This window comes from Alloalcanivorax xenomutans, from assembly GCF_900217905.1.
GTDB lineage: Bacteria > Pseudomonadota > Gammaproteobacteria > Pseudomonadales > Alcanivoracaceae > Alloalcanivorax > Alloalcanivorax xenomutans.
This window is the reverse complement of sequence record NZ_OBMO01000014.1, coordinates 64,402-82,368: the sequence shown is the minus strand read 5'-3', so window position 1 is coordinate 82,368 and position 17,967 is coordinate 64,402. Positions and strand designations below refer to the sequence as shown.

14 protein-coding genes are annotated in these 17,967 nt (G+C 61.4%); 6 read left to right on the top strand and 8 right to left on the bottom strand.

Annotated features, from left to right (window positions below):
- Nucleotides 1–58: 58 nt before the first annotated feature.
- Complete coding sequence (gene plsB, locus CRO06_RS12525) at nucleotides 59–2,569, bottom strand: glycerol-3-phosphate 1-O-acyltransferase PlsB (protein ID WP_097058564.1); 2,511 nt, start codon at nucleotides 2,567–2,569, stop codon at nucleotides 59–61.
- Nucleotides 2,570–2,780: 211 nt separating this feature from the next.
- On the opposite strand from plsB, the gene CRO06_RS12520 reads away from it, so the two are divergent.
- Both CRO06_RS12520 and CRO06_RS12515 read left to right on the top strand, forming a co-directional pair.
- Nucleotides 2,781–3,644, top strand: a complete 864-nt coding sequence (locus CRO06_RS12520; RefSeq protein ID WP_097058563.1) for a Dyp-type peroxidase — start codon at nucleotides 2,781–2,783, stop codon at nucleotides 3,642–3,644.
- The gene (locus CRO06_RS12515) at nucleotides 3,626–4,543 is read left to right on the top strand and encodes a DMT family transporter (RefSeq protein ID WP_051414570.1); all 918 of its coding nucleotides are present in this window, start codon (nucleotides 3,626–3,628) and stop codon (nucleotides 4,541–4,543) included. The genes CRO06_RS12520 and CRO06_RS12515 overlap by 19 nt, the downstream gene beginning before the upstream one ends.
- A gap of 139 nt (nucleotides 4,544–4,682) precedes the next feature.
- On the opposite strand, the gene CRO06_RS12510 is transcribed toward CRO06_RS12515, so the two are convergent.
- The 7 genes from CRO06_RS12510 to map all read right to left on the bottom strand — a co-directional run bounded on the left by CRO06_RS12510 (nucleotide 4,683) and on the right by map (nucleotide 13,922).
- Nucleotides 4,683–6,257 (bottom strand): aldehyde dehydrogenase family protein, encoded by a 1,575-nt coding sequence (locus tag CRO06_RS12510; RefSeq protein WP_022994525.1) that lies wholly within the window; start codon nucleotides 6,255–6,257, stop codon nucleotides 4,683–4,685.
- A 224-nt stretch (nucleotides 6,258–6,481) separates the two neighbouring features.
- A complete protein-coding gene (gene dapE, locus CRO06_RS12505) occupies nucleotides 6,482–7,612 on the bottom strand; it encodes a succinyl-diaminopimelate desuccinylase (protein WP_097058562.1) in 1,131 nt (376 codons plus the stop codon).
- Nucleotides 7,613–7,635: 23 nt separating this feature from the next.
- Nucleotides 7,636–8,670, bottom strand: a complete 1,035-nt coding sequence (gene dapD / locus CRO06_RS12500) for a 2,3,4,5-tetrahydropyridine-2,6-dicarboxylate N-succinyltransferase (protein ID WP_022994527.1) — start codon at nucleotides 8,668–8,670, stop codon at nucleotides 7,636–7,638.
- Nucleotides 8,671–8,734: 64 nt separating this feature from the next.
- On the bottom strand, nucleotides 8,735–9,079 hold the full coding sequence (locus CRO06_RS12495; RefSeq protein ID WP_022994528.1) for an ArsC family reductase: 345 nt from the start codon (nucleotides 9,077–9,079) through the stop codon (nucleotides 8,735–8,737).
- A gap of 33 nt (nucleotides 9,080–9,112) precedes the next feature.
- Nucleotides 9,113–10,294, bottom strand: coding sequence for a succinyldiaminopimelate transaminase (gene dapC / locus CRO06_RS12490; protein ID WP_022994529.1), 1,182 nt, complete (start codon nucleotides 10,292–10,294; stop codon nucleotides 9,113–9,115).
- Between the two features lie 20 nt (nucleotides 10,295–10,314).
- Entirely contained in the window at nucleotides 10,315–13,008 is a 2,694-nt protein-coding gene (locus CRO06_RS12485) for a [protein-PII] uridylyltransferase (RefSeq protein ID WP_022994530.1), read from the bottom strand.
- A gap of 119 nt (nucleotides 13,009–13,127) precedes the next feature.
- Nucleotides 13,128–13,922, bottom strand: a complete 795-nt coding sequence (gene map, locus CRO06_RS12480; protein WP_097058561.1) for a type I methionyl aminopeptidase — start codon at nucleotides 13,920–13,922, stop codon at nucleotides 13,128–13,130.
- A gap of 451 nt (nucleotides 13,923–14,373) precedes the next feature.
- Between map and rpsB the strand changes: the two genes are divergently transcribed.
- From rpsB to frr, 4 genes are all read left to right on the top strand, one after another.
- The gene (gene rpsB / locus CRO06_RS12475; protein ID WP_022994532.1) at nucleotides 14,374–15,135 is read left to right on the top strand and encodes a 30S ribosomal protein S2; all 762 of its coding nucleotides are present in this window, start codon (nucleotides 14,374–14,376) and stop codon (nucleotides 15,133–15,135) included.
- Between the two features lie 74 nt (nucleotides 15,136–15,209).
- Complete coding sequence (tsf, locus tag CRO06_RS12470) at nucleotides 15,210–16,091, top strand: translation elongation factor Ts (RefSeq protein WP_097058560.1); 882 nt, start codon at nucleotides 15,210–15,212, stop codon at nucleotides 16,089–16,091.
- 396 nt (nucleotides 16,092–16,487) lie between these two features.
- Nucleotides 16,488–17,249 (top strand): UMP kinase, encoded by a 762-nt coding sequence (gene pyrH, locus CRO06_RS12465; protein ID WP_014994270.1) that lies wholly within the window; start codon nucleotides 16,488–16,490, stop codon nucleotides 17,247–17,249.
- 42 nt (nucleotides 17,250–17,291) lie between these two features.
- Complete coding sequence (frr, locus tag CRO06_RS12460) at nucleotides 17,292–17,849, top strand: ribosome recycling factor (RefSeq protein WP_022994534.1); 558 nt, start codon at nucleotides 17,292–17,294, stop codon at nucleotides 17,847–17,849.
- Nucleotides 17,850–17,967: the final 118 nt, after the last annotated feature.

Genomic DNA, 17,967 nt, shown 5'->3' with positions numbered 1-17,967 from the left:
CCGCAAAAGAGCAGGTCCGCAACGGTGGGACGTCACTGGTTTACGGACCGCGACCTCTTTAAGCGGACGTCTGGCTGTGCGGCTCTTCCGCCAGCGCCCGTTCCAGCTCCGGAACCCGCGTCACCCGCTGGATCGCCTGGCTGACGTCCGTGCTGAGAATACGGCGGGCCTCGTCATCGAGTGCCCGCAGATGATCGCCGAACTGCAGCATACCGGCCTCGTCCTTCCACACCAGCCCGGTGTCCAGCAATTGCTGGATGAAGGTGCGCAGCACTACCTTGTCGAAAAACTCCGGTGAATTGAATTCGTACAGCAGCGACAGTCGTTGCGTGGTGCGGCTGGCCAGCTCCGCCAATTGCTCCGCTTCGAGCCGGCCGCCGCCATACTGCACCAGTAGGCGGATGGTCAGATAATAGCGCTCCAGGGACGGCATCACGGTTTGCCCCAGATGGGCCAGCATGTCCGACGCCACGGTGTGAATCGGCGCGCCGTGCAGACAATCGCCGTCGCGCTCCACCAGACCCTGTGCTTCCAGCATGCCGATGATGCGATTGACCGCATTGGTCAGCTCGTCACCTTCCTGCCAGTGCAGAAAATACTCGTTGCGGAAGAACGGATAGAGCAGGGCGACCATGCGCTGCAGCGTGCTCTGCGTCAGGCTGCGGGCGTTGAAGAACAACGAACAGATCAGTCCCGGCAGTACGAACAAATGCAGACTGTTGTTGCGCACATAGGCCATTTGCAGCGCGGTGGCCGGATCGGTGGTGACCAGATCGCCGAGAGGATGGGACACCCGCAGCAGAAATTCATGTTTGAGCCCGTAGTCGATCAGAGCATCGGCGTCGGTGTCCGCCAGGCAGGCGGTGTCACTGTAGGGCGCTTCGTTCAGCAGCGTGATATACAGCTGCAGTTGCTGCCGCAGCTGTTGCAGATCCATGGTGTGTTTGGGCGTTGCCAGCAACGCCAGGCTGATCAGATTGACCGGGTTGGCCACGGCCGCGGCATTGATGCGCGTGGCCACTTCCTGGCCCAGGGCGTTGACCGTCTGTTTGAACCAGTCCGGGGACTCCTGGGCGTCCAGTGTCTCGCCGCGCCAGCCTTCCCGGTGGTCATCGAGGAAATCCACCAGTTTGATCGGTTCACCGAAATTCACGTGCACCTGGCCGAAGTGGCTGCGCAGCACTTTCGCGGATTTCAACAGTCCGAAGATGGATTCCTTTTTCTTTTTCTTGCCGTGCAGTTCGCCGATATAGGAACCGCCTTCGATGACCTTTTCATAACCCACATAGACCGGTACGAAGGCGATGGGTTTGCGCGCATCGCGCAGGAAGCTGCGCAGTGTCATCGCCAGCATACCGGTGCGGGGCTGCAGCATGCGTCCGCTGCGGCTGCGGCCGCCTTCGATGAAGTACTCAATGGAAAAGCCACGCGCAGTGATGGTGTGCAAATACTCATAGAACACCGCCGCGTAGAGTGGATTGTCGCGGAAACTGCGGCGCATGAAGAAAGCGCCGCCGCGCCGCAGAATCGTGCCCACCACAGGCAGATTCAGGTTGATGCCGGCGGCGATATGCGGCGGCACCAGACCATTGCGATAGACCACGAAGGACAGCAGCAAATAGTCGATGTGGCTGCGGTGGCAAGGCACGTAGATCACTTCGTGATCTCGCGCCACCTGGGTGAGATTGTCCAGATTATAGAGGCGAATGCCGTCGTAAAGGCGGTTCCAGAGCCAGTTGAGAAACAGCTCCAGCGCCCGGATCACGGTGTGGGAATAGTCGGCGGCGATTTCCAGCGCGTAGCCACGGGCCCGGGCGGTGACTTTTTCTTCCTTGTCCTCGCTGCTGGTGATTTCTTCCTGGATCGCCTGGCGCACCGCCGGAGACTGAATGATGTCATTGGTCAGGGTGCGCCGGTGAGACAGGTCGGGGCCAATGGCCGCCTCTTGCTGGCGGCGGAAGTGTACCCGCAGAACACGTGAGGTCTTGCGCACCACCTGGTCCACGTCATCGGACTGATCGGCAAGCACGCGCAGGGACACCGGCGGGCTGAACTGCAGGTACAGATCGCGGCCCTGGGTAAGAATGATAAGAAACTTCTTGATAAAACCCGGTGGTGCCCAGGTGTCGGAGAACAGAATCCGCCAAAGCGAATTTTCCTTTTCCGGCTGGCGTCCCCAGAACACCGACACCGGCACTAATTGCACATCCAGGTCCGGGTTGTCGTGCAGGGCACGCACCAGTTTCCGCAGGCGAGGCGGCACCAGGGCATCCCGTTGCCGGGTGCCGGTCACACCGCGTTTGTACAAGTAGAAGTAGCTGCGGCGCAGATGCTGTTTGCCCAGGCTCAGGGAAGAATTGGCGGCGCTCAGCTTCTGCTTGCGGGTGGCCTGATGCACCACCGCCGCATCCGCCACGGAGCGATCGCGCATCACATAAACCACCGGCTTGTTCGGGTCCAGTTGCAATTCTTCGGGATCCGCCGGTAGCGCGGTGGCGCGGGTGCATAGCCGCATGAAGGCGCGGATCAGCAAAAACAACAGTCGGTCGAGGCCTAGCCATGGACTCATAAAGCGAGCTCTTGGGTATCCGGGTAGAGGTCGATTCTACCGGACCCGGACCGATGGCGCCCACCATGGTGATTCACACTGGCGCGGAATCGAACGGTATCCACGGTCATAGCCTTACCGGGACCGATTAACCGCTCCGCTCGTATGGCATTTCTTCCCGCAATCCGCGATCATCCTGATTCGCGATACCCCCGTATTAAAGGAGTAACCCGTGTCCGAACACCAGGCCGGCCTGTTTGACCGTCACTATACCCATCATCTTTTCCTGGAATTCGCCCTCGGCGCTGGCGCCGACATGGACGGGGTGCGCCAGGCCTTGCGCGATGTGCTGGCGCGGGCACCGGCCAGCACCCCGCTGCTGATGGCGTTCGGCCCCGGGTTGTGGCAGAAGCTGTCCCGCTCATTCCGCTTTCCGCCTTTTTCCCTGGAAGGCAAGGCGCCCTCCACGCAGGGGGATCTGTTGATCTGGATACAGGCGGAAAATCCCAGTGACCTGTTCGACACCGCCCTGGCGGCGTCGCGGCGGTTGCGTGAGGTATTGGCTCTGCAACTGGAGGTTCAGGGTTTCGTTTACCACGACATGCGCGATCTGTCCGGCTTCGTCGATGGCATTGGCAACCCCACCGGTGACAAGGCTCTGGCCGCCGCGGTGATTCCGGAAGGGCAGCCCGGGGCGGGTGGCAGCTGGATGATCACGCAGAAATGGGTGCATAAACTCGAAAGCCTCAACGCCCTGCCGGTGGAAGAACAGGAAAAGGTGTTCGGCCGTACCAAGGCCGACGCGGTGGAGTTCGATGAGGAGAACATGCCGGAGAACTCCCACGTAGGCCGCACCGATGTGGACCATGATGGTGTGCCGCAGAAAATCTGGCGGCGCTCGGTACCCTATGGCACCACCACCGAGCACGGTTCCTACTTCATTGCCTTCACCTGCGAGCGGGAACGTTTCGAGTTCCTGCTACGGCGTATGTACGGCATGGTCGACGGCGTTCGCGACCGCCTGCTGGATTACAGCAGGCCGGTCACCGGCTCCTGGTGGTACGCGCCCAGCCAGGAATGGCTGAGCGCGCTCTGAACCAGCTGCAAGCGGGCGGGCAGGTCGGCGTGGCGCCGCCGCTCGCACCGGCGCCGGCCCCGCGCCCCCTTACCGGTGTCCTGCTGATGGCCGCCGGCGTTGGCATCCTGCCGTTGATGGACAGCCTGGCCAAATACCTCAGTGATGAATACCACGTGGTTCAGGTTACCTGGGCCCGCTATCTGTTCCATTTCCTGCTGCTTGGGGCCCTGCTGCTTTGGCGTTTGCCCCTGTCCGCGCTGATCCCGCGCCATGCCGGCCTGCAGGTCATCCGTAGTGCTTTCCTGCTCAGTACCACCCTTTGTTATTTCGGCGCCATTGCCTTTTTGCCGCTGGCCAATGCACTGGCTCTGGCGTTTCTCGGGCCGCTGGTCAGTACCGCTCTGGCGCCTCTGATCCTGGGGGAAAGCGCTGGCCCGCGCCGCTGGATCGCGGTGACGGTGGGGTTTCTCGGCACTCTGGTGGTGATCCGTCCCGGCTGGGGCGAGTTTCACTGGGCCTCCTTGCTGGGATTGGGGGCGGGCGTCTCCTATGGGCTCTACCAGCTCACCACCCGGCGCCTGTCCGGCAGCGGCCGCCCCTCGGTGACGCTGTTTTACACCTCGGTATTCGGCCTGGCGGTGCTCAGTTTGATTGTTCCGCTAGTCTGGCGCTGGCCGGACCCGGCCAGTTGGGGGCTGATGCTGTTGATGGGGTCGGTGGGGGCCCTGGCGCACTTTCTCATCATTCGCGCCTTCGAATACGCCAGCGCCCCGGTCCTGTCCCCGGTGAGCTACATGGAAATGGTCTCCGCCGTGACCCTCGGCTGGCTGATCTTCGGCGACTTCCCCGATCCTTGGACCTGGACGGGTATTGGCCTGATCGTGGTCAGCGGACTATTGATTGTTATATGGGAATGATAAGGGCAGTTAAGAATGAACAGTGAATAGTCAACAGCGAAACAAGAGCCACCGAAAAGGTTTTGCGTACATTGCAAATCCCCTCATGCGTTCCTGCAACGGTGTTTTTCACTATTCACTGTTACTTGTTACTTATTAACTAGTCTCTGCTTTTCCCAAACATTTTCCAGACCAGGAACGGAGTCAGCTTCAAGCTGGCGCCGAGCCATTGCAGTGGGCCTTTGGGGAAAGCAAAGTACAGAGCGTTGAGCAGGCCCTTGTAGGTGGCGCGGTCGAACGGGTACCACCAGAGGTTACGTTTGGCCGGGAGCAGGTCCCAGTTGATCGCTTTGACGTGGGTCATTTCCTCCAGACCCTCCGGGCCGTGGGTGCGACCGATGCCGGATTCCTTCCAGCCGCCCCAAGGGGTTTCCGACAGGCCATGGCTATAGAGGTGGTCATTGAGGGTGGTGACGCCGGATTCCAGCCGGGCGGCGAGGGCGCGGCCCTTTTTGTTGTCGCGGGTCCAGATCGAGGAGGTCAGGGCCAGTTTGGAGTCGTTGGCTTTTTCCAGGGCTTCCTCGGCGTTGGCCACGGCGGTGACGGCAATGATCGGGCCGAAGGTTTCTTCACGCATCACCAGCATGTCGTCGCTGACCCGGGTAAGCAGGGTGGCGGGCAGGAAATAGCCGTTTTCCACGTCGCCCACAGGTCGTGACTGAGCCTCAATGCGCGCGCCTTTGGCGAGGGCGTCTTCCAGATGTTGTTCCACCGTGCGTTTCTGGCCTGCGGTGGTGAGGCTGCCAATATCCACCGGGATGCTTTTATCGTTGCCGGGGCCATGGCGCAGGGCTCGGGTCTTCTTCGCCAATAGTTCGACAAAGTCATCGTACACCGAAGCTTCCACATAGACGCGCTCGACGCCGCCGCAGCTTTGCCCGGCGTTCTGGTAGCCGGCCCAGGCGGCGCCGTTGCTGGCCCGTTCCAGGTCGGCGTCGGCCAGCACGATCATCGGGTCGTTACCGCCCAGCTCCAGCGACAACGGCGTCAGTGTTTGCGCGGCCTGGGCCATCAGCACCTTGCCGGCGTTGACACTGCCGGTGAAGAACAGCTTGTCCACGCCGTTTTCAAAGAAGGCGGTGGCCACCGCCGAGCCGGAACCGACGATATGCTGGAACAGCCCGTCCGGTAATTGGCCGGCCTCGATGATGCCCTCGATGGCGCGGCCCACCGCCGGAGTGGCCGCGGCCACCTTCAGCAGCACGGCGTTACCGGCCATCAGGCCCATGATGATTTCACCGAACGGAATCGACAGGGGATAGTTCCAGGGGCTGATGATGCCCACGACGCCCAGGGGCAGGCGGCGGATCTCGGTGCGCTTATTGGCGAACAACAGACTGCCGCCGGGGCGGCGTTTCGCCGCCAGGACTTTCTCCGCGTTACGGCCATACCACTGGCAGGCGAGAGCACAGGGCAACACTTCGGTGGCCAGGGCATCGACCAGCGTCTTGCCGTTGCTTTCACTGACTACACGGGCCAGTTCCTCGGCGTTGTCGCGAATGTAATTGCGCATGCGCTTGATGTGCACGGCCCGTTCCCGGAACGATTTGGCCGCCCAGATCCGCTGAGCCTGGCGCGCCTTCTCGAAACGCCCCGGTAAAGTGGCGAGGTCGGTCTCATTGAGTTCGGCTACGGCTTTGCCTGTGGCGGGATTGGTGTCGATCACGACGGTCATGGTTACGGCTCCGGCGGCAATATTGAATCACTGGCGATAATGGTGGAGCGATCGGGAAAGCCATGCCATGGCCGGGGCGCCGGGGAGGGCGGCATTGGGCGCCAGGGATGAGAGCCGTGGAACTATGAAGCCCCTGTAGGAGCCTGCCTCGCAGGCGAATCTTTTGAGCCAAGGCTTATTCGCCTGCGGGCAGGCTCTTACAGGGTTTGGGGACGCCGGATAAGTCAGACCAGCAAATTCTCCAGCACCCGGCGGTAGATTCCGGTGAGGGTATACAGTTCGCTGATACTGGTATGTTCGTCCACCTTGTGGATGGTGGCGTTCACCGGTCCCAGTTCCACTACCTGAGCGCCGGTGGGCGCGATGAAACGGCCGTCGCTGGTGCCGCCGGCGGTGGACAATTCGGTATCGCGGCCGGTTTCCTGACGAATCGCCGCCACGGTGGCGTCCACCAGGGCACCGCGATCAGTGAGGAACGGCTGGCCGGACAGGGTCCATTGCAAGTCATAGTCCAGGCCGTGCTTGTCCAGAATCGCTTCGGTGCGCTGCCGCAATATGGCTTCGGTGAGTTCGGTGGAGAAGCGAAAATTGAACACTACCCGGCAATGGCCGGGAATCACGTTGGTGGCGCCAGTGCCGGCCTGAATGTTGGAAATCTGGAAACTGGTGGCGGGGAAAAAATCGTTGCCCCGATCCCATTCCTCGGCGGCCAATTCCGCCAGAGCGGGCGCGGCCTGGTGCACCGGGTTGCGGGCCAGGTGAGGGTAGGCCACGTGGCCCTGGATGCCTTTGACCGTGAGCACGGCGCCGAGGGAGCCGCGCCGGCCGTTTTTGATCACATCGCCCACGGTGTCGGTGGAGGAAGGCTCGCCCACCAGACAATAATCGATGGTCTCGTCGCGTCCTTGCAAGTACTCCACCACCTTGACGGTGCCGTTCACCGATGGCCCTTCTTCGTCGGCGGTGATCAGAAAACCGATACTGCCGTCGTGATCGGGGTGGGCGGCGACGAAATCCTCCACCGCCGCCAGCATGGCCGCGATGGAGCCTTTCATGTCCGCCGCGCCGCGACCATAGAGCAAGTCTCCGTCGATAGTGGGGTCGAACGGATCATGGGTCCATTCCTCGCGTTCCCCGGTGGGCACCACATCGGTGTGCCCGGCGAACACGAACAGCGGGCCGTGGTTACCGCGCCGTGCCCACAGATTGCGCACCTCCTCGAACCACAGGGTTTCGCACTGGAAACCCAGAGCTTCCAGTTTTTCGATCATCCAGTCCTGGCACCCTTCGTCTTCCGGCGTAACGGAAGGGCGGCGGATCAGTTCCCGGGCGTAGTCGAGGGCTTTGCTCACCATGGGCTCCCGTGTCGGTGTGGGCGTCAGTTGTGCTTGTGCAGTTCTTCGTTCAGGGCGATGGCGCTCTTGTTGGTCCGGCACTGCACCGCGCCGCTTTCCGAGTTACGGCGGAACAGCAGATCGGATTTGCCGGCCAGATCCCGTGCCTTGACGGTATCGACCACGTCGCCGTTTTCGTCCAGCACCTCCACCTTGGTGCCGGAGGTGATGTAGAGGCCCGCTTCGATGGTGCAGCGGTCGCCCAGCGGGATGCCGGTGCCGGCGTTGGCGCCGAGCAAACAGCCTTCGCCCAGGGAAATGACGATGTTGCCGCCGCCGGACAGCGTGCCCATGGTGGAAGCGCCACCGCCGATGTCGGAGCCCTTGCCGACGAACACGCCGGCGGAGATGCGGCCTTCGATCATGCCCGGGCCTTCGGTGCCGGCGTTAAAGTTGATGAAGCCCTCGTGCATGATGGTGGTGCCTTCGCCCACATAGGCGCCGAGGCGGACCCGGGCGGTATCGGCTATGCGCACGCCGGTGGGGATCACGTAGTCGGTCATTTTCGGGAACTTGTCGACGCTGTTCACTTCCAGCAGCTTGCCGTTGAGGCGGGCCAGCAGTTGACGCTCCGGCAGCTCTTCCAGATCCACCGCGCCTTCGTTGGTCCAGGCCACGTTCGGCAGCAGCGGGAAGATGCCGCTGAGTACCACACCGTGGGGTTTCACCAGGCGATGGGAGAGCAGGTGCAGCTTCAGATAGGCTTCCGGGGTGGAGGCCGGCTCGGCATCGGTTTCCAGGATGGTAAGCACCACCGGTCGCTCGGATTCCTGGAACGCCACAGCGTAGCTGGCCTCATGTTCGAAACCGGCTTCACGCCATTCCCGGGCCAGGTGTTGCACCTGGCGGTGGGTCAGTTCCAGGGCGGCATTGCCGCCTTGGTAGCCCACTTCCTCACGCACGACCTCAATCAGTTTGGGATCCGGATTCAGGTAAGGATCCGGATAAAACACTTCCAGCCAGTTGTCATCACGGTTCTTGGTGCCGCAACCCAGGGCGAAGGCGAAAATCGTGCTCATAACAATCTCCTTTGGCGTCGAACGTCAGACCGGGGCGCCCGACGCTAATTAAAACAAAACTCTTTTAGAACAAGGCTTGCCATTGGTCGGCGTTGAAGCCGGCCACCAGGGCCTCTCCGTGCTGGAGGATCGGCCGTTTGATAATGGATGGATTGTCCAGCGCCACGGGCACGGCCTGTTCGGCATCCATATTGTCGCGCACATCCTGATCCAGTTTACGCCAGGTGGTGCCGCGACGGTTGATGACGGTTTCCCAACCCAGGGTATCGATCCAGCGGCGCAGTTCCGCTTCCGGCACGCCTTCCTTTTTGTAATCGTGAAACACGTACTCCACGCCCTGGTCGTCCAGCCAGACCCGGGCCTTCTTCATGGTGTCGCAGTTCTTGATGCCGTAAAGGGTAGTGGCCACGGTAAGCTCCTTACTGTGTTCATATGCCGGCGGTTACAGACGCTTGATCAGCGCGCGCATGCGCTCGGCGCCTTCCACGCACTGGTCCAGTTCCGCCACCAGCGCCATGCGCACCCGGTTATTACCGGGGTTGCGGCCGTTCACGGTGCGAGACAGATAGCGGCCGGGCAGCACGGTGACGTTCTCTTCCGCCTTTAATTGACGGGCGAAACTTTCGTCGTCGATGGGTGTGCGCGGCCACAGGTAAAAGCCCGCGTCCGGGGCGGATACCTTAAGTACGTCACCGAGAATGTCCAGCACCGCGCGGAATTTTTCCACGTACAGGGCCCGATTGGTTTCCACGTGGGTTTCATCGTTCCAGGCGGCGATGCTGGCCAGTTGGTGATGGACCGGCATGGCGCAGCCGTGATAGGTGCGGTAGCGCAGGAACCGTTGCAGGATTTCGCCATCGCCGGCGACGAAGCCGGAGCGCAATCCCGGCAGGTTGGAGCGTTTGGACAGGGAGTGAAACACCACGCAGCGGCGATAGTCGTGGCGGCCCATTTCCGCGCAGGCCTGCAGCAGGCCGGCCGGGGCCCGGTCCTGATAAATTTCCGAGTAGCACTCGTCGGAGGCGATGACAAAATCGTATTTGTCCGCCAGTTGGATCAGTGCTTTCAGCTGTGCTTTGGAGAGGGTGGCGCCGGTGGGGTTGCCCGGAGTGCAGATGAACAGCAACTGAGTGCGGATCCAAACGTCTTCACCGACCGCGTCGAAATCCGGTTGCAGGCCGGAGGCGCTGGTGCACGGCAGGTACACCGGCTCGCCACCGCCGAGCAGCGTGGCGCCTTCGTAGATTTGATAGAAGGGGTTGGGCATCAGTACCAGTGGCCGGCGCTGCCGGTCCAGCAGGGCCTGAGTGAAGGCGAACAACGCTTCGCGGGTGCCATTTACCGGAATCACCTGCCGGTCCTGGTCCACGGTGGTCAGTTTGAAGCGGCGCACCAGCCAGTCCGCGATGGCCTGGCGCAGTTCCGGCAGGCCGTTGGTGGCCGGATAGCGGGACAGCAAAGCGGTATTCTCGCGCAGCACTTGTTGCACGAATTCCGGTGCCGGATGTTGCGGCTCGCCGATGGAAAATGACACCGGAGTTTTGTCCGAGGCGGGTAGTTTGTTGAACAGCGTCGCCAGTTTTTCAAAAGGGTAGGGATGCAGCTGCTCCAAATCCGGATTCATGAGGCGCCGGCGCTCCTTGATCAAAAAGTGGTGGAATAAGTGTCGTTCTGATTGCGCTTGTCCAGTTCCCGCATGAGCGTGTCCTGCAGGTGCTGGCATAGCTCCGGGTCGGATACCGGATCACCGTTGAGGTCGGTGACGAAGAACACGTCCTCGACCCGCTCTCCCAGGGTGGCGATGCGCGCATTCTGCACCAGCAGCTCAAACTGCACGAAGATGCGACCGATATGGGCCAGCAGGCCGGGGCGGTCCAGAGTGTGGATGTCCACCACGGTGCGGTCATTGACAATGTCGTTGCTGATCACCACCTGGGTCGGCACGTCGAAATGCTTGTGCCGGCGCGGCATGCGCCGGCTTACCGTGGTGCCGAACTTCTCCGGGTGCTTGAGCGTCTCGGTCAGGGTCTGGCGGATGTGTTCGATGCGCGGCCAATCATCGCCGATCGGTGTGCCATGCTCGTCCAGGACGATGTAGGTATCCAGGCTGAAGCCGTCGGCGCTGGTGATGATGCGGGCGTCCATGATGGTCAGGCCAAGGCTGTCCAGGGCGTTAACGGTGGCGGCGAACAGGTTCTGGGTATCAGGCGTGTAGATGAAGATCTGCGAACCGCCTTCGGTTTGCCCCTGGCCCATCTGGTTTTCGCGGATCAGCACCAGTGGATCTTCCGGGTTGGGGCGGCCGAGCAGCGCCTCGGTGTGCCAGGCGATATCCCAGGGGGTTTCGCGAAGAAAATACTCGTCGCCGATGTTGGCCCACAAAGCCTCCACCGCCTGCGGATCCTGGTCGCGATCCACCAGCATCTTAAGCGCCGCTTCGTGGGTTTCGTCGACCCAGTCCTGTTTATCCAGCGGGTTGTTCAGGCCGCGGCGCAGGGCGCGCTTGGTTTCCACGTACAGTTGGCGCAACAACGAGGCGCGCCAGGAATTCCACAGGTTCGGATTGGTGGCGTTGATGTCCGCCACGGTGAGTACGTAAAGATAGTCCAGGTGCACCAGATCGCCGACCACGCGGGCGAACTCGTGCACCACGTCCGGGTCGGAAATGTCCTTGCGCTGGGCGGTGACGCTCATGGTCAGATGGTTGCGGACCAGCCAGGCCACCAGTTTGCCGTCCCAGTTGCTGAGGCCGTGGCGCTGGCAAAAGGCGATGGCGTCCTCGGCTCCCAGTTCGGAGTGATCACCGCCGCGGCCCTTGGCGATGTCATGGTAGAGGCCGGCGACATACAGCAGTTCCGGTTTCGGCAGTCGGTAAAACACTTCGCTGGCCAGCGGGAACGTCTCGCGCATGTCGTCGTAACGCAGCCGGCGCATGTTCTTGATCACCAGCAGGGTATGGGCATCGACGGTGTAAATATGGAACAGATCGTACTGCATCATGCCGATGATGCGGCCGAACTCGGGCAGGTATTTGCCGAGCAGCCCGTAGCGCTTCATCCGACGCAACTGGGTGAACAACGAGTGAGGGCTGCGCAGCAGCTGCATGAACAGGGCGGTGTTGGCGGGATCGTTACGGAACGCATCGTCGATGGTGGGCCGGGCTTCGATCAGCGCGCGAATAGTCTCCGCGCGAATGCCTTTCAGGTCCGGGTTCTGCGCCAGCAGCACGAACATTTCCAGCATCGCCGATGGGTGCTTCTGAAATACGTCCGGAGCGCTGATTTCCAGGTAGTCATTACGTGCCTGGAAGCGGCGGTTGAGCGGACGCTTTTGTTCCGGCGTGCCGGAGCGCAGAATCGCTTCGTCGAACAATTGCAGCAGCATTTCATTGAACACCGACATGGCCAGCGCCACCCGGTAGAACCCTTTCATGAAATGCTCAACCGCCAGGTTGGCGTCGGAATCCCGATATCCGAGGCGGTCCGCCAGTTGCCGTTGATGATCGAACAGCAGCCGGTTTTCATTGCGGCCGGTGAGCGAGTGCAGCGCCCAGCGGATGCGCCACAGCTCGGCCAGCCACTTTTGCAGCAGCGCGTGTTCCTTGCGGGTGATAAAACCGGCTTCGACCATGGTATCGATGCTGTCGGCGCCAAAATGCCGCTGTGCCACCCAGGAGATCATTTGAAAATCACGCAGGCCGCCGGGGGCGTTCTTGAGGTCCGGTTCCAGGTTGTATTCGGTGTCGTTGTGTTTGGCGTGGCGGGCGGTCTGCTCATCCCATTTGGCGGCGAAGAAGCGGTCCGCCGGCCACATCCGGTCCGGGGCGGTGTGTTCGGCCAGGGCGGTCAGGACCGCGTTGTCGCCGGCCAGGGTGCGTGCCTCCATGATGTTGGTGGCGACGGTGATGTCCTCGGCCGCCAGGGCCACGCACTCGTCAAGGGAGCGTACGCTGTGGCCGATTTCCAGGCCAATGTCCCAAAGAAAGGCCACGAAACCTTCCAGGGACCCGCAGGCCTGTTCGTCCGGGCGCTGGCGGAACAGCACCATCAGGTCCACATCGGAATAGGGGTGCAGTTCGCCGCGGCCGTAGCCGCCCACGGCCACCAGAGCGGCGTCGCTCAAATGGTCCAGACCGAACAGGGACCAGGCGGCGATGAGGACCCGGTCCACCAGGGTGGCGCGGCCGTGCACCAGATCCTCGATCGGGGTCTGGTCAAAAGCGGCGTCCAGGCGCGCCTGCCCTTCCTCCAGGTAAGCCCGGGCGGCCTGTCCCGGCTGGTCGGCATCGCGCAGGCGTGCAAGAAGGTCGGACTGGCTCAGAGGGGGCGTCAACGTCATGCTGGAACCTGCCACATAAAAGAAGGGGCCGGCGCAAGGCCGGCCTCCGGATTGGACGAGCCACCGGGATGGCGGTGCCGTCCGCTCATTCTACACAAACCGGGGATGACACCAACGGCTCAATACAGGTCCTGTTCCTCGTCGCGCGCGGTGAGCACCTCGTAGCCGTCGGCGGTGACCGCGATGGTATGCTCCCACTGAGCGGACAGCTTGCGGTCCTTGGTCACCACGGTCCAGCCGTCCGGCAATACCTTATTGGAGGCCTTGCCGGCGTTGATCATCGGTTCGATGGTGAACACCATGCCCTCGACCAGCTCCAGACCGGTGCCGGTTTTGCCGTAGTGCAGGACCTGGGGCTCCTCGTGAAAGCCCTCGCCGATGCCGTGGCCGCAATATTCGCGCACCACGGAGAAACGCTCACTCTCGGCCAGTTTCTGGATACGGTGGCCGATGTCGCCCAGGCGTACGCCGGGCCTTACCATTCTGATACCGGCCAGCATGCACTCACGGGTGGTTTCCACCAGACGGCGGGACAGCACCGACGGCTCACCCACGTAATACATTTTGCTGGTGTCGCCGTGCCAGCCGTCCTTGATCACGGTGACATCGATATTGACGATATCACCGCTCTTGAGCACCTTTTTCTCATTGGGAATACCGTGGCAAACCACGTGGTTCACCGAGGTGCAGATGGACTTCGGAAAAGGAATGCGTCCCGGCGCGCCACCGTAGCCAAGGCAGGCGGGGATGGCCTTCTGCTTGTTGACGATGTGGTCATGGCAGATACGATCCAGTTCCTCGGTGGTCACCCCCGGCCGAACGTGCTCGCCAATCATTTCCAGGACTTCGGCGGCCAGACGGCCGGCTTCGCGCATTTTGGCGATTTGTTCGGGGGTTTTGATCACTACATTCATGCCAGGAACCTGTTCGTGGTAAAGGATGTCGTCGTCAATGAGCCGCGGCAAATAAAGACCGAAGTCAGTAAAGGTCGAGAACGAGCCCGGTGTCTACCCTGGAGATCGAGGGAAAAATACCGTGTTTTCAGAGACTTGGACGGACCCGGTCGGGTAGCGGCCGGGTCTTTTCCGTTGCCTCGATGGGGGCGGTCGTGGTATAAAGCGCCCGCTTTCTCACTCGTCGGCGGTGCCGCATTGTAACCGTTCGGCGCTGAGGAGTGGAGCCTTGGACCGGGCAACCCTTCCCAATACCGGGAAATGGGGGCTCCGGCCGGGTAAACAACGACACACACGTTCCGACACATGGCTCGGGGTGCTTCCAGGCGCTTCCTCTCTATTTATTAGGGAAGGGGAGACCGGAGGTTGGGTCATGAGGGGACGTGGAGGCCTAACCCTTGGAGTTTACATTATGTCTAGCGTAACCATGCGCGATATGCTGAAGGCCGGCGTGCACTTCGGCCACCAAACCCGTTACTGGAACCCGAAGATGAAGCCGTTCATCTTTGGTGCCCGCAACAAGATTCATATCGTTAACCTGGAATCCACCCTGCCGCTGTTCAACGAAGCCATTGGCTTCCTGAACAAACTGGCCGCCAGCAACAACAAAGTGCTGTTCGTTGGCACCAAGCGCGCCGCCCAGAAGGCTATTCGCGAGGAAGCCACTCGTTGCGGCATGCCTTATGTGGATCACCGTTGGCTCGGCGGCATGCTGACCAACTGGAAGACCATCCGCCAGTCCATCAAACGCCTGCGTGATCTGGAAGCGCAGAGCGAGGACGGCACCCTGGACAAGCTGACCAAGAAAGAAGCCCTGATGCGCCGCCGCGAGATGGACAAGCTGGAACGCTCCATCGGTGGTATCAAGGAGATGGGCGGTTTGCCGGACGCGCTGTTCGTGATCGACGTGGATCACGAAGATATCGCCGTTCAGGAAGCCCGCAAACTGGGTATTCCGGTGGTGGCGGTGGTGGACACCAACTCCGACCCGGATGACATCGACTACGTCATCCCGGGCAACGATGACGCCATTCGCGCTATTCAGCTTTATGTCCAGGCCGCCGCCGACGCGATCCTGGAAGGCAAGGAATACGCGAAAAACAGTGGTGCCGGCGGCGAGAGTGAATTCGTCGAGGTAGTGGAAGACTCGGAAGCCGACCAGGCCGAGGGTTGATTCGCGTCGGGCCGGGGATATCCCGGCCCGTGCCACCTGATTCAACACCCTGTTAAAAGATTCAAGAGGTAAGCATGGCTGCTGTAACTGCTGCAATGGTGAAAGAGCTTCGTGAGCGCACCGGCCTGGGCATGATGGAATGCAAAAAGGCGCTGGTGGAAGCGGATGCGGACATCGAAAAAGCCATTGATGACCTGCGCAAATCCGGCCAGGCGAAAGCCGCCAAGAAAGCCGGTCGTACCGCCGCCGAAGGCGCCGTGGTCGTGGCCACCAGCGACGATAATTCCCGTGCGCTGATGGTCGAGATCAACTCCGAAACCGACTTCGTTGCCCGCGACGAGAACTTCCTTGGCTTCGCCAACAAAGTGGCTCAGGCCGCTCTGCGGGCCGGTGCCACCGACGCCGCCGAGATCGCCGAACTGAAGCTGGAAGATGGCGCCTCCGTGGAAGAAGCGCGTCAGGCACTGGTGCAGAAAATTGGTGAGAACATTCAGGTGCGTCGTGCCGTCGCTCTGAACGTGGAAGGCGGCGTGGTCGCTTCCTATGTGCACGGCGGCAAAATCGGCGTGCTGGTTTCCCTGTCCGGTGGCGATACCGAGCTGGGTAAGGACGTGGCCATGCACGTGGCCGCGGTGGCGCCGATGGTGGTCAAGTCCGACCAGGTGCCCGCCGAGACTCTGGACAAAGAGCGTGAAATCATCCGTGCTCAGCCGGATATGGAAGGCAAGCCCGCGGAAATCGTCGAGAAAATGGTTGGCGGCCGCATCAACAAATTCCTCAAGGAAGTGAGCCTGCTGGATCAGCCCTTCGTGAAGGATCCCAACACCTCCGTTGGCAACCTGGTGAAAGGTGCCGGTGCCGAGGTGGTGGCTTTCGAGCGCCTGGTGGTGGGCGAAGGCATCGAGAAGGAAGAGGTGGATTTCGCTGCTGAAGTCATGGCTCAGGCGAAACGCTAAATTGCGCGCCGCATGGCGTGCCGGGGTGGCGGCCGTAAAGTCTGCATATTTACGCCGCCGCGCCACCAAAACGCCTTGTTGGGCTCCCCAGCAAGGCGTTTTTTTAAGAATCGATTATTGAAACCGGGTGCCAACCGGCGCACCCGATGGCTTTGACGCCGATGACTGCTCTGTCCGAGAGGGCGGGTGATGTTTTTCGCGGGCATCGCGGAGACGGCGTGGAAAGCATGTGAGCGAATCTCCGCCGGCGCGATTAAACAGTTGCATCCTCGCGTGCGGCGGGTAGTGTGTCGAGAGTCCTGTGGCCGCGGTACGCTCGCGGGCCGGGCCATTTCAGGCGCACGGACCGAACGATTAGCAAATGGCGGGTATTCCATGAGTGGCGGAGAGCATGATATGGCCAAGAGCAAGGAGCGTTCACCGCGCTATAACCGCATCCTTCTCAAGCTGAGCGGTGAGGCGTTGGCGGGCGACGAGGGATTCGGTATCGATCCCCGGGTACTGGACACCTTATCCCTGGAGATTGGTCAGTTGGTGGGAATTGGTGTACAGGTGGGCATCGTTATCGGTGGCGGTAACCTGTTTCGCGGCGCCGCCCTGCAAACAGCCGGTCTGGACCGGGTGGCGGGCGATCACATGGGGATGCTGGCCACGGTAATGAACGGCCTGGCAATGCGCGATGCGCTGGAGCGCTCCAACATCCGCACCCGGCTGATGTCGGCCATTCCCATGAGCGGCATCGTGGAGCATTATGATCACCGGCACGCCATCCGCTATCTGAAAAACGGCGAAGTGGTGATCTTCTGTGCCGGCACTGGCAACCCGTTCTTCACCACGGATTCCGCCGCCTGTCTGCGCGGTATTGAAATCAGCGCCGACGTGGTGCTCAAGGCCACCAAGGTGGACGGGGTCTACGACGACGATCCGGTGAAGAACCCCGAAGCACGCAAATATGACCGCCTGACCTTCGATCAGGTGCTGGACAGCAAACTCGGCGTGATGGACCTGACCGCCATTTGCCTGTGTCGTGACCACGACATGCCGTTGCGTGTATTCAACATGAACAAGCAGGGCGCGTTGCTGAATCTGATGCTGGGGGGCAGCGAAGGCACCCTGGTGGCGTCCGAAGTACAGGAAGCGGGCTCCGAGACCGCATGATCGGCGGCGCAGCCCAGTGAAGAACAGGCGAGGAATCGAAAGGTGATCGAGGACATCAAGAAAGACGCGGAATCACGCATGAAAAAGAGCCTGGAGTCTCTGGACGTGGCTCTGAAGAAAGTGCGCACCGGTCGCGCTCATCCCAGTCTGCTGGACACTGTCCACGTGTCCTACTACGGCTCGGACACGCCGTTGAGCCAGTTGGCCAACATCAGCGTGGAGGAGGGGCGTACCTTGCTGGTGTCGCCGTTCGACAAGAGCCTGGTGCCGGATGTGGAAAAAGCCATCCTGGCTTCCGATCTGGGCCTGAATCCCTCCACCGCCGGCACCGTGATTCGTTTGCCGCTGCCTCCGCTGACCGAGGAAACCCGCCGCGATCTGGTGAAGGTGGTGCGCGGCGAGGCCGAGCATGCCAAAGTGGCGATCCGCAACATCCGCCGTGACGCCAATGGTGATTTCAAGGATTTGCTTAAGGAGAAGGAAATCTCCGAGGACGAAGCCCGTCGCGGCGAAGAGCAAATCCAGCAGCTTACCGACCGCATGGTCGGTGAGGTGGAGAAGATGCTCAAGATCAAGGAAGAAGAGTTGATGACCGTTTGAGGATCCCGGGATCCTGAAGCGGCCAGAGCGGGCGCCGGCAATTACCGGCGCCTGCGTTGTTTCGGGTGGTACGGGACGGCGAAACGGATCAGGCCCGTTCGTTGCCTGGTGAACAAGA